This is a genomic window from Mycolicibacter sp. MU0102, assembly GCF_963378105.1.
In the GTDB taxonomy this organism is placed as follows: domain Bacteria; phylum Actinomycetota; class Actinomycetes; order Mycobacteriales; family Mycobacteriaceae; genus Mycobacterium; species Mycobacterium holstebronense.
The window spans coordinates 4,615,971-4,627,542 of record NZ_OY726398.1 but is presented as its reverse complement, the minus strand read 5'-3'; the positions used below and the strand labels follow the sequence as shown (position 1 = coordinate 4,627,542).

General features: G+C 66.7%; 11 protein-coding genes. 5 read left to right on the top strand and 6 right to left on the bottom strand.

The genetic code is table 11. The annotated features are described in order from the left end of the window. Positions 1-328: 328 nt before the first annotated feature. A complete protein-coding gene (locus RCP37_RS21480) occupies positions 329-505 on the top strand; it encodes a hypothetical protein (RefSeq protein WP_308484931.1) in 177 nt (58 codons plus the stop codon). An 84-nt stretch (positions 506-589) separates the two neighbouring features. Here the strand turns inward: RCP37_RS21480 and RCP37_RS21475 are convergent, their stop codons facing one another. Genes RCP37_RS21475 through RCP37_RS21465 form a run of 3 tightly spaced genes read right to left on the bottom strand, consistent with a single transcriptional unit; the run spans position 590 to position 4,014 of the window. Further along, on the bottom strand, positions 590-1,354 hold the full coding sequence (locus RCP37_RS21475) for a L,D-transpeptidase (protein WP_308484930.1): 765 nt from the start codon (positions 1,352-1,354) through the stop codon (positions 590-592). A 39-nt stretch (positions 1,355-1,393) separates the two neighbouring features. Continuing rightward, positions 1,394-1,876, bottom strand: coding sequence for a hypothetical protein (locus tag RCP37_RS21470; RefSeq protein WP_224974487.1), 483 nt, complete (start codon positions 1,874-1,876; stop codon positions 1,394-1,396). Positions 1,877-1,896: 20 nt separating this feature from the next. Then, positions 1,897-4,014, bottom strand: a complete 2,118-nt coding sequence (locus RCP37_RS21465; protein WP_308484929.1) for an elongation factor G-like protein EF-G2 — start codon at positions 4,012-4,014, stop codon at positions 1,897-1,899. Between the two features lie 219 nt (positions 4,015-4,233). Between RCP37_RS21465 and RCP37_RS21460 the strand changes: the two genes are divergently transcribed. Both RCP37_RS21460 and RCP37_RS21455 read left to right on the top strand, forming a co-directional pair. Continuing rightward, the gene (locus RCP37_RS21460; RefSeq protein ID WP_308484928.1) at positions 4,234-5,280 is read left to right on the top strand and encodes a S1C family serine protease; all 1,047 of its coding nucleotides are present in this window, start codon (positions 4,234-4,236) and stop codon (positions 5,278-5,280) included. Between the two features lie 15 nt (positions 5,281-5,295). After that, on the top strand, positions 5,296-5,973 hold the full coding sequence (locus RCP37_RS21455; protein ID WP_308484927.1) for a YoaK family protein: 678 nt from the start codon (positions 5,296-5,298) through the stop codon (positions 5,971-5,973). A 98-nt stretch (positions 5,974-6,071) separates the two neighbouring features. Here RCP37_RS21455 and RCP37_RS21450 read toward each other — a convergent pair whose 3' ends face one another. Further along, positions 6,072-7,064 carry an esterase family protein gene (locus tag RCP37_RS21450; RefSeq protein WP_308484926.1) on the bottom strand — a complete coding sequence of 331 codons (993 nt, stop codon included), beginning with the start codon at positions 7,062-7,064 and terminating at the stop codon, positions 6,072-6,074. A 201-nt stretch (positions 7,065-7,265) separates the two neighbouring features. On the opposite strand from RCP37_RS21450, the gene RCP37_RS21445 reads away from it, so the two are divergent. Together RCP37_RS21445 and RCP37_RS21440 are read left to right on the top strand one after the other, a co-directional pair. After that, positions 7,266-8,480, top strand: coding sequence for a CoA transferase (locus RCP37_RS21445; protein WP_308484925.1), 1,215 nt, complete (start codon positions 7,266-7,268; stop codon positions 8,478-8,480). Positions 8,481-8,497: 17 nt separating this feature from the next. Beyond that, a complete protein-coding gene (locus RCP37_RS21440) occupies positions 8,498-8,953 on the top strand; it encodes a MaoC family dehydratase (RefSeq protein WP_308484924.1) in 456 nt (151 codons plus the stop codon). Here RCP37_RS21440 and RCP37_RS21435 read toward each other — a convergent pair. Then, entirely contained in the window at positions 8,941-9,990 is a 1,050-nt protein-coding gene (locus RCP37_RS21435) for a MinD/ParA family ATP-binding protein (protein ID WP_308484923.1), read from the bottom strand. The two genes, RCP37_RS21440 and RCP37_RS21435, sit on opposite strands and share 13 nt — an antisense overlap. 120 nt (positions 9,991-10,110) lie before the next feature. Continuing rightward, entirely contained in the window at positions 10,111-11,535 is a 1,425-nt protein-coding gene (gene glnA, locus RCP37_RS21430) for a type I glutamate--ammonia ligase (RefSeq protein WP_308484922.1), read from the bottom strand. Positions 11,536-11,572 lie beyond the last annotated feature (37 nt).

Genomic DNA, 11,572 nt, shown 5'->3' with positions numbered 1-11,572 from the left:
TGCGAAGGGGTTTCGGGCCGGTGTTGGTCGCCGCTGTTGCGATGGCCGGCACCGCCGGAACCCGTTTGCGTTTGACGGTCCTGTATTTCGATGCCACCATGGTGGTTAATGCCACGACATGCCCGTGTGTCTCGACCGGAAGGAGGTGAGGGCGAAGTGAGTTCTAGTGACGGTCCGCATCCGTATCCGTGTTCCACGATCGATTTGTTCCTCACCGGTTCCGGCGCCTCCGCTGAAGCATTTTCAGTACCTTCCAGGGCCTGAACCACGAGTTCCGGCGACCCGTACGGGTTGCGTCGGCCGGTGAGCTTCCCGGCAGGAGAAAATCATGGCTTTCATCACCATCAGTGTTCTGGCTCTCGACGGCTCGACGGACTACCAGGCGGGCAACCGCATGGTGAGCCGGTTGCGCAGCCGCCTGGCCGCTCGTCGCGAAGTGCGTCGTGAGCAGCGCGCTCAGCGCTACGTGGCGCACATGCCCACAGCGGTGCTCGGCGCCTGCTGACGCGGTGCGTCCCAGGCCAGAGCCAAGACGGTCGTAGACGCGGCGAGTTATCGCCGCGTCTACGACTGCCTTAGGCCTTAAGTGCTAGGCCTGCACGATGATTGGGTCGCCCAGGTGCACCGAGTTGAAGTACCACGCGGCGTCGTCGGGGCTCAGGTTGATGCAACCGTGGCTGACGTTCGAATAGCCCTGCGAGCCCACTGACCAAGGGGCGGAGTGCACGTAGACACCGCTCCAGGTGACCCGAACGGCGTACTCGCCGTTGAGCAGGTAGCCCTCCGGGTCATTGAGTGGGATGCCGATGGTGCGCGAATCGAACTTGATGGTGCGCTCTTTCGACAACGCGGTGAAGGAACCGATTGGCGTGGGGCGCTTGGGTTTACCCATGGACGCAGCCATGATCCGCTGGATCTCGCCGTTGACGCTGACGGTGAAGGTGTGGTCGGAGATGTCGGCGAGTCCCACGACCGCGTCGCCGGTCTCGAAGCCCGTTGACATCCCGTGGGCGTCGACGCTGATCTTGCTGTGCGGTGACCAGTAGCCGTCCGGGACCCACTGCACGACATCGCTGCTGGTCCACTCGAAGTGGCCGGCATTATTGCCCGTGGAGTTGATGTGGATCCCACGCTCGGCGGCCGCTCGGTCCCGGACCGGTCCGTTGAATGTCACGATCACCGGGTAGGCGACCCCCACGACCGATCCGGCGGCCGGCTCAATCGCCGCGACGGCCAGCCCCCGTGCCGGCGAGCTCTGAGCTGCTTCGCTGATACCGGCCGACACCCCTACAGACCCGAGAGCCAGGGCCATCGACCCGGCAATCGCCACAATTCCCCGCCTCACATTGCGCATGCCGTCCATTGTGCCAACAGCAACGCCATCAGCGCAGGTTTAGCCGTCGTCTGACGCGGTGAGCAGGTCTCCCCAGGCCGCCTCGGTCCCGGTCGAGCCGATGGTGTGGATCGCGAACATCGACCCGCCGGCCAGTGCGATCACCACGGTGACGATTCCCAGCCGCAGCAGTGAACCGACGTTGCTACCGCGTGACATCGCCACGTGCAAGCCGGCCAGCAATACCGCAGCGACCGCCAAGCCCAACGCCATATAGAGGGCGTACTCGCCGGCGGCCATGTGCGCGTCCAACTTGGGCGACGGGGCGAACTTGCCGGTGTCGGCCAGCCACTCGCCAGCGGTGACCGTGAGCGGCGTCACCAGCAGCGTGATGGCGGAAAACGTCACGACCAGCCAGACCAATCGCCGTCGGGCCGCCGGCCACACCGCACACACGATCAGCAGGACCGCGGTCAGCGGGACCAGCGAGACCACCACGTGCAGCAGCAGGACGTGTGCGGGCAACCCGGCGATTGTCGACATGTTCGTCCTCTCTGCGGCGATCAGGCGGTGCTGGCGGCGTGCGCGGCCGCTGACTCCGACAGCGGTTCGTAACGCGCGAAGCCGCGGGTGAACGAACCGGCGCCGTGGGTCAACGATCGCAGGTCGACGGCGTACCGGATGAGCTCGGTCTGCGGTACTTCGGCCTTCACGCAGGTGCGGTCGGCCCCGACTTTATCGGTGCCCAGCACCCGGGCGCGGCGCGCGGACAGATCGCCCATCACCGCGCCGACCAGTTCGTCGGGTATCAGCACGGTGACGTCGTCGATCGGCTCGAGCAGTCGCACCGTCGCGTTGGTCGCGGCATCACGGAGGGCGGTTGCGCCTGCCATCTGGAAGGCGAAGTCCGAGGAGTCGACGCTGTGCGCCTTGCCGTCGAGCAGGGTGACCCGGATGTCGACCACCGGGTAACCGCCGCCGGCGTCGCCGGTCAGCCCGCGCTCCATCTGGGCGCGAATACCCTTCTCCACGCTGGGGATGAACTGGCGGGGAACGGCCCCGCCGACCACACGGTCGACGAACTCGAAGCCGGCGCCCTGCGTCGCCGGCTCCACCTCGATATCGCAGATCGCGTACTGGCCGTGCCCTCCGGACTGTTTGACATGACGGCCGTGGCCTTTGGCCTTGGTGGCGAACGTCTCTCGCAGCGCCACCCGCAGTCCGACGGTGTCGACCGATACCGCATAGCGGTGGGCCAGTGCGTCAAGCACGATCCCGGAGTGTGCTTCGCCCATGCACCACAGCACGGTCTGATGGGTCTCCGGGTTCCGCTCGATGCGCAGGCTGGGATCCTCGGCGGCCAGCCGGGCCAGCCCGACCGCGAGCTTGTCCTCGTCGGTCTTGGCGTGCGGGATGACCGCCACGGGCAGCAGCGGATCCGGCATCGACCACGGTTTGCACACCAGGGGTTCGTCCTTGCCGGACAACGTGTCTCCGGTCTCAGCGTGGCTCAGGCGGCCGACGGTACAGATGTCCCCGGCCATCACGACCGCGGCAGGGCGTTGTTGTCTGCCCAGCGGAAACGCCAGGTTCCCGATCCGATCGTCTTCGTCGTGGTCGCAGCGGCCGGTCCCATCGCCGAAGAAAGCCGCGCAATGACCGCTGACATGGATTCCGCTGTCGGGCTTGATGGTTCCGGAGAACACTCGCACCAGGCTGACCCGGCCGAGGTAGGGGTCCGATGTCGTCCGGACGATTTCGGCCAGCAGTGGCCCGTCCGGGTCGCAACTGAGCCCGGTGCGCGCCACGCCATTCGGGTTGAACACCTCAGGAAGCAGATGCTCCGGCGGCGAGGGGAAGCCGGTCGTGATGACCTCAAGCAGTTCGGGAATGCCGGTGCCGGTGACGCTGCATGCCGGGATGACCGGGCACAGGCAACCGCGCGCTAGGACCTGTTTCAAGGCCCACTCCAGATCGGCGGTGAGCACCGCCGGGTCGATCTGTTCTCCGCCCAGGTAGCGGTCCAGCAGCGACTCGTCCTCCGATTCCTCGATGATCGCCTCGATCAGCGCGCCACGCTGCTGCTCGGCCTCGGGCGGCGGTTCCGCCGCCAACAGATCGATCAGCGCGGCGCCTTCGGCGGGCGCGGGTAGATAGAGCGGCAGCACGGTATCGCCGAACGCCGCCTGGGCGGCGGCCAGGCGGGCCGGAAAGTCGGCCCGTGCGTGGTCCAGCTTCGTGACGACGACCGCGCGCGGCATAGCCACCCGGCTGCACTCCTGCCACAGCGCGGCGGTCGCGTCGTCGACGTCTTCGTTGGCTGCGATCACGAACAGTGCACAGTCGGCGGCCCGCAGCCCGGCGCGCAGTTCTCCCACGAAGTCGGCGCAGCCCGGGGTGTCGATCAGGTTGACCTTGACATCGTTGTGTGCCAGCGAGGCACACGCGACACCGACCGAACGCTGCTGACGGAGCTCCGCGTCGTCGTAGTCGCAGACCGTGCTGCCGTCGGCGATGCAACCGGCTCGAGGCAACACCCCCGCGGCCACCAACATCGCCTCGACCAGAGTGGTCTTCCCGGAGCCGGGTGGACCGACCAGAACGACATTGCGGATGGCGGCCGGCGTGGCCGCGATCGGGGCAGCAGCGCCGCCTCGCGAAGTCCCGGTCTTGTCTGCCATGGCAGCCTCCTCCGCAGTTCAGCCTTCCCTCAACGGGCGCTGAGCACAAGAGTTGCGCCGCGGTGACGGTGCCCTGCCGGCATATAGCGTTTGCCAGGGGGAATTGCGGTTCCGGTAAGCTGGGCATTCTTGTTTCGCGAGTCCAACGTCTGCGACGTCCCGGGACGTGCCGGGGCGAAGCCGCCTGGACCGTGACCCTGACTGCAGGAGGTATGACGTATGAGCAGAGCGCATCGCCCCGGACGGTGGCGGCTGCTCAGCGTGATGACCACGGCGGTCGCCACCGCGGGGCTGGTGGCGGTGCCGGCTCAGGCGTCGCCCACTATGCCCGCTCCTCCGCTCGACCCGTCGGCGATGGTTGCTCAGGTCGCTCCCGCGGTGGTCAACATCGACGCCCAGATGGGTTATCAGAGCGCAGTCGGCGCCGGTACCGGCATCGTGTTGGACCCCGGCGGCGTGGTGCTGACCAATAACCACGTCATCGCCGGCGCCACCGGGCTCACGGCGGTCTCGGTCGCCAACGGCCAGACCTACGAGGTCGACGTGCTCGGCTTCGACCGCAGCCACGACGTCGCGGTGCTGCAGTTGCGCGGCGCCGACGGGCTGCCCGCTGCCAACATCGGCAACTCCTCGCGGGTCGCCATCGGCGACCCGGTGGTCGCGATGGGCAATGCCGGCGGCCACGGCGGCACGCCGAGTGCGGTGCCCGGACGCGTCATCGGTCTGAACCAGACCGTTTCCGCAGCCGACGAGCTGACCGGCAGCACCGAGACTTTGACCAACATGATCAAGGCCGACACCGCGATCCGTCCGGGTGACTCGGGCGGTCCGATGGTGAACGCCGCCGGCCAGGTGATCGGAATGAACACCGCGGCGTCGGACAACTACAAGTTCGCCCAGCCCGGCGGCGAAGGGTATGCGATCCCGATCGACCAGGCGATGGCCATCGCCGGCCAGATCCGGGCCGGCATCTCGTCGAACACCGTGCACATCGGTGAGACGGCATTCATGGGTGTCGGCGTGGTCGACAGCAACGGCGGCGCACGGGTCGCCCAGGTGCTCGACGGCACCCCCGCTGCGGGCAGTGGTATTGCCCGCGACGACATCATCACCTCGGTCAACGGCCGGCCGGTGAACTCGGCCACCGACCTGACCGACGTACTCGACCAGCGCCACCCGGGCGACAGCGTCACGCTTACGTGGCGTAACCCGGGCGGCGGCGAACACAGCGCCACCGTGACCCTGGTTCCAGGTCCGGTCGGCTGACGCACTTAGGCGCGTGTGCTAGATAAACGTTATGGCAGTGAAGCAAGACTGTCGTGGGTTCTTGCTGGGCTGGCCGGTGTGCTGGCTGCCACGGCCTACACCCATTCCGAGGGCTACTTCGTCACCTTCATGACCGGCAACGCCGGGCGCGCGGCGCTGGGCTTGTTCACCGACAGCCAGTGGATGTCGATTTCGGCCGCAGCCCTGTTGGTGTCCTTCATCTCCGGCGTGGTGATCGCCTCGCTGTGCCATCGCCACGTTTGGCGCAGCCGGCCACACGGCGCGTTGCGGTTGACCGCGGTGTCGCTGCTGGCCGCGACCGTGACCGACTGGATCGAGGGCGGGCCCGCGCTGCCGGTGCCCCTGCTGCCGATTCTGCTCGTCGCGTTCGGGGTGGGTGCGCTGAACACCACATTCGTCCGTGACGGCGAAGTGTCGATTCCCCTGAGCTACGTGACCGGCACCGTGGTGAAGCTGGGACAAGGCATCGAGCGCCACATCAGCGGCGGATCCATTCACGACTGGTTCTTCAACTTCATGCTGCTGACCGGCTACATCTCGGGCGCGGTGGTCGGTGGCATTATCAGCGTGTTCGTCGGTGGTACCTGGATGCTGGCTACCGCCACCGCCATCTGCCTGATGGCCACCTGGTACAGCCATCGTTATGTCGACCGCCGCGGGTTGTGGCGCTGACGGCTCACCCGCTTTAGGCGCACACCGGTTTCCCTTCTCCTACAAACACGTCGGCGGCAGTGCTGGATTGCACTGCCGCCGACGTGTTGGGGGGTCGATCAGGTCGGGTCGATGCCCACGCCCAGGGTGCGCTGGATGTCGGCCTTCATCGCGACCAGCTGCTGGTTCCAGTACGGCCAGTCATGGGTGCCGTCGGCCGGGAAGTTGAAGACCCCGTTGTTGCCGCCGGCGGCGGTGTAGTTCTGCTGGAACGTCTTGTTGGTGCTCAGTGTCATGCCCTCCAGGAACTTGGCGGGCAGGTTGTCGCCGCCGAGCTCGCTGGGCGTGCCGTTGCCGCAGTAGATCCAGATTCGGGTGCGGTTGGCCACCAGTCGCGGGATCTGCACCATCGGGTCGTTGCGCTTCCATGCCGGGTCGGACGACGGACCCCACATGTTGGAGGCGTTGTAGCCGCCGGCGTCACTCATGGCCATCCCGATCAAGGTCGGCCACCAACCCTCGGACGGGTTCAGGAAGCCGGAAAGTGCTGCCGCGTAGGGGAACTGCTGCGGGTAGTAGGCGGCCAGTGTCAGCGACGAGCTGCCCGCCATCGAGAGGCCGACGACGGCGTTGCCGAACGGTGACACGCTCTTGTTGGCCTGCAGCCAGGTCGGCAGCTCCCGGCTCAGGAAGGTCTCCCACTTGTAGGTCTGGCAGCCGGCTTTACCGCACGCGGGCTGGTACCAGTCGGAGTAGAAGCTGGACTGCCCGCCCACCGGCATGATCACCGACAACCCGGACTGGTAGTACTCCTCGAACGCCGGGGTGTTGATGTCCCAGCCGTTGAAGTCGTCCTGGGCGCGTAGGCCGTCCAGCAGGTAGACGGCGTGGGTGCCGCCGGGCTGGAACTGCACCTTGATCTCCCGGCCCATCGCCGCAGACGGCACCTGGAGGTACTCCACCGGCAGGCCCGGGCGGGAGAACGCTGACGCGTTACCCGCACCGCCGACAGCCCCGACGAGGCCGCTCAGCAGCGCGGCCCCCACCGCCGCGACCATCAGCCGGCGCGGTAGCCGACTGGCCGCGTTACGTAACTTCTCAACGCTCTTCATAGCTCTTGTCCCATCCCAATGTCGTGCGGTCTAGCCCTTCTGAACGGAGTCAAACACGGGTCGGAGCCGTGTCCTGTTCGCCGCCACGGGTTTTCATATCGCGGTTCGGCAACGATTGAGATTCAGCGCGGACTCGCCACCGGCCGGGGTGGGTGTTTTGGTAGGCATATAGTCGACGTAATCATCGACGAAGGGCAGGTCATGCAGGCCAGTGCTGCGCAGGCGCCCGGGCCGCTGGCCGGGGTGCGCGTCATCGAGATCGCCAGCTTCGTCGCCGTCCCGCTCGCTGGAATGACGCTGGCACAACTGGGCTGCGACGTGGTGCGGATCGACCCGGTCGGCGGTGCGGCCGACTACCGGCGCTGGCCTGTCACCGATGACGGCACCTCGATCTACTGGACGGGCCTTAACAAGGGTAAGCGCTCCGTGGTCGCCGATCTGCGCGCGCCCGAGGGGCAGCGTGTGGTGCAGCAATTGATCGCCGACAGCGGTGTGCTGATTACGAATATGGCTGGCCGACAGTGGCTTTCCTACGAAACGCTGGTGTCGCAGCGTCCCGACCTGATCCACCTCGAGGTGCTCGGACGCGCCGACGGCTCCACAGCGGTGGATTACACCATCAACGCCGGTGTCGGTTTTCCGCTGGTCACCGGACCCAGCGATCACGCCGCCCCGATCAACCACGTGCTGCCGGCCTGGGATATCGCCTGCGGGCTGCACGCCGCGCTGGCGGTGTCCGCCGCGTTGCACCGTCGCGACCACACCGGCGAGGGCTGCCGGATCCGGCTGGCACTGGAGGACGTGGCGCTGGGCACCGCCAGCGCCCTGGGTTTCCTCACCGAGGCCATGGTGAACGGCGACCGCCGCGAACGTATCGGCAACGCGGTCTACGGGCAGTACGGGCAGAGCTTCGCCAGCGGTGACGGAGCGGCGTTCATGGTCGTCACGCTGACAGATCGACACTTCCGAGACCTTGCCGAGCTGACCGGATCAACGAAAGTACTTGCGGCACTGTCTCAAGCGCGAGGAATCGACTTCGGCGACGAAGGACAGCGCTATCGTCACCGCGACTTGCTGACCGGGCTGTTCAGTGGCTGGTTTGCCGAGCGGCCGGCGGCGCAGATCGAAGCCGCCCTGGCAGGGACGTCGCTGCTGTGGGACCGGTACCGCAGCTTTGCCGAGGTGGCTGCCGATGAGCGCCTACGCGACAACCCGATGTTCGCCACGCTGCATCAGCCCCGGGTGGGGGAGTACTTGGCGGCCGGGCTGCCCGCGTCGATCGACGGCGCCCACCCGCCCGCCGTCGCGGCACCTGCGCTGGGCGCCGACACCGAGCAGGTGCTGGCCGCCCGGCTGGGTCTGAGCACCGACGAGATCGACCGGCTGCGCCAAAGCGGCGCGGTGGCAACGGATTAGTAAAGGAGCGGGACCAAGTGCGCACTTTCGCATCGATCGATGAACTTGCCGCATGCCAGGGCCAGGTGATCGGGCACAGCGACTGGGTGACCATCACCCAGGACGCCGTCAACCTGTTCGCCGACGCAACGGGTGACCATCAGTGGATTCACGTCGACCCCGAGCGTGCGGCCACCGGACCCTTCGGCACCACGATCGCTCACGGGTACATGACCCTGGCCATGCTGCCGCAGCTGATGGCGCAGATCAGCCGCCTCGATGGGGTCAAGTTGGCGATCAACTACGGACTGAACAAGGTGCGCTTCCCGGCGCCGGTGCCGGTCGGCTCCAAGATCCGGGCCGAGACCTCCCTGGTCGAGGTCGCCGATGTGGGCGGTGGTGCCCACCAGGTGACCTTCTCGACCACGGTGTCTATCGATGGCAGCGCCAAGCCGGCCTGCGTCGCTGAGAGTGTCGTGCGCTACGTGCTCTGAGTTCGGCCCGGCTTCGCGTCCCGCCCCCGGGGTCGGGACGCGAAGTAGTGCGCGACGATCGCGGCGATCTGTAGGAATCGGCGGCGGGTTGCCGGTGCCATCTCGCTCATCACGTCGATGACCCCGCCCGGGCGCAGGTGCGGGTCGAAGGGCACCTCAACGACCGCCTGGCCGTGCTGCAGGAACTGCGCCGTCAATGCGGAGCGGGTGCGGCGGTCGGCATGGCCGTCGGAGTCGTTGAGCACCACCACGGTGCGCTGCAGCAGCCCACCCTGGCCGCGGTCGGCCAGCCATTCCATGGTCTTGGCGGCCGCGCCGGCACCGTCCGCCCACGGCGAAGAGACCACGATCAGGGCGTCCAGGTCACGCAGGGCCTCCTGGGTCACCGGCGAGTCCATCGTCGAACCACAATCGATGATCGAGATGGTGAAGTGCCGGTCCAGGCGCAGCGCAGCCTCCCGGTACAACGCCGCGTCAAGGATCCGGCGACTTCCCGCGGCGGGCTCGCCCACCAGGACGTAGAGCCCCGCCGCGTTGGCGCCGACCCGGCTGCTGATGTCGGCGAACGACTGCATGCTCTGATCGGCGGCCAGATCCCAGTAGGAGCTGGTGGCGCGCGGGTCAATGCGGCTGCCGAGCCGGCCGAACGCGGTGTCGGCGTCCACGGCCACTACGTGGTCGGCCCGGCGCAGTGCGGCGAACACTGACCCGACGCTGGCCGCCACGGTCGTCTTGCCGACCCCGCCCTTTCCGAGTACGCCGACTTTGTAGCTTCCGTTGGGCAGGGATCGGATGGCCACCTGGTAGGCCATTTCTTCCCGCTCGGCCGGTGACGGGCCCAGGTTGACCAACCCCAGCGTCGCGGACAGGACCATGCGCCGCCAGCCACGGGCCGGCTGCGGCCGCGGCATGGGGGCCGGCAGTGGGGGTTGCGGCGGTTGCTGCGGCGGTTGCTGCTGGGGAGGCGGCGTCCAGGGTCCCGGCTGTTGCTGCTGCGGCGGCATCCGCTGCCGCAGAAAGTCGTCGTCTGCGTTCATCGGCTCCTCGAGGCATACGGCGGCGGTACGGCCAGGTGGCCCAACAACCGCAGCCTAGTCGTGGAGGCGCCGATCTACCGTGAGCCAGCCCGAGAAGCGCGAGTCGGGCTGGCTCACCGGTCAGCAGTCGTAATAGAGGGCGAACTCGTAGGGGTGCGGACGCAGGTTGACGGGGGTGATCTCGTTGTCCCGCTTGTAGCTGATCCAGGTCTGGATCACGTCCGGGGTGAAAACCCCACCTTCGGTGAGGTATTCGTGGTCGGCCTCGAGGTTGTCCATCACCTCGGCCAGTGTGGTGGGGGCCTGTGAGATCGCCGCCGCCTCGTCGGCCGGCAGGTCGTAGAGGTCCTTGTCGACCGGCGCGGCCGGTTCGATCTTGTTCTTGATGCCGTCGATGCCGGCCATCAACATGGCCGAGAACGCCAGGTAGGGGTTGCCGGAGGAGTCCGGGCAGCGGAACTCCAGCCGCTTGGCCTTGGGGTTGGTGCCGGTGATCGGGATGCGCACGCAGGCCGAACGGTTGCGCTGGCTGTAGACCAGGTTGATCGGTGCCTCGTAACCCGGAACCAGTCGCTTGTAGGAGTTGATGGTGGGGTTGGTGAACGCCAGCAGCGACGGCGCGTGGTGCAGGATGCCGCCGATGTAGTGCCTGGCGGTGTCGGACAGTCCGGCATAGCCGATCTCGTCGTAGAACAGCGGCTCACCGTCCTGCCATACCGACTGGTGCACGTGCATACCTGAACCGTTGTCCCCGAAAAGCGGTTTGGGCATGAAAGTAACCGTCTTGCCGTGCGCCCAGGCGGTGTTCTTGATGATGTATTTGAACAACATCAGATCGTCAGCGGCATGCAGCAGGGTGTTGAACTTGTAGTTGATCTCCGTTTGCCCGCCGGTGCCGACCTCGTGGTGGCCGCGTTCGACGGTGAATCCGGCGTTGGTGAGGTTGGTCGACATTGCGTCGCGCAGATCAACGTATTGATCGGTCGGCGCGACCGGGAAATAGCCGCCCTTGGGGCGAACCTTATATCCGAGGTTGGGGCTGCCGTCGGCTTCGGTTGTGCGGCCGGTGTTCCACCAGCCGGCGACCGAATCCACTTTGTGGAAAGAGCCGTTGATCTGTGAGTCGAAGCTCACGGAGTCGAAGATGTAGAACTCGGCTTCGGCGCCGAAGTAAGCGGTGTCGGCGATGCCGGTGCTGGTGAGGTAGCTCTCGGCCTTGCGCGCGATGTTGCGCGGGTCGCGAGAATAGGGCTCCCGAGTGAACGGGTCGTGGACGAAAAAGTTGAGGTTCAGCGTCTTTGCGGCCCGGAACGGATCGATGCGGGCGGTTTCCGGGTCGGGCAGCAGCAGCATGTCCGACTCATGGATGGACTGGAAGCCGCGGATCGACGAACCGTCGAAGGCGAGCCCATCCTCGAACACACTTTCATCGAACGCTTCCGCCGGGATCGAGAAATGCTGCATAACCCCCGGCAGGTCGCAGAATCGAATGTCGACGTACTCGACTGACTCGTCGGCGACGAGCTTGAAAATGTCGGCGGCCATATTGGTCTCCTTCGCGTGCAGACAGCCAAACGATAGG

Coding starts and splice junctions, on each gene's coding strand:
- RCP37_RS21480 (WP_308484931.1), top strand. CDS start 329: ATGGCTTTCATCACCATCAGTGTTCTGGCTCTCGACGGCTCGACGGAC.
- glnA (WP_308484922.1), bottom strand. CDS start 11,535: ATGGCCGCCGACATTTTCAAGCTCGTCGCCGACGAGTCAGTCGAGTAC.
- RCP37_RS21470 (WP_224974487.1), bottom strand. CDS start 1,876: ATGTCGACAATCGCCGGGTTGCCCGCACACGTCCTGCTGCTGCACGTG.
- RCP37_RS21450 (WP_308484926.1), bottom strand. CDS start 7,064: ATGAAGAGCGTTGAGAAGTTACGTAACGCGGCCAGTCGGCTACCGCGC.
- RCP37_RS21445 (WP_308484925.1), top strand. CDS start 7,266: ATGCAGGCCAGTGCTGCGCAGGCGCCCGGGCCGCTGGCCGGGGTGCGC.
- RCP37_RS21475 (WP_308484930.1), bottom strand. CDS start 1,354: ATGCGCAATGTGAGGCGGGGAATTGTGGCGATTGCCGGGTCGATGGCC.
- RCP37_RS21460 (WP_308484928.1), top strand. CDS start 4,234: ATGAGCAGAGCGCATCGCCCCGGACGGTGGCGGCTGCTCAGCGTGATG.
- RCP37_RS21465 (WP_308484929.1), bottom strand. CDS start 4,014: ATGGCAGACAAGACCGGGACTTCGCGAGGCGGCGCTGCTGCCCCGATC.
- RCP37_RS21435 (WP_308484923.1), bottom strand. CDS start 9,990: ATGAACGCAGACGACGACTTTCTGCGGCAGCGGATGCCGCCGCAGCAG.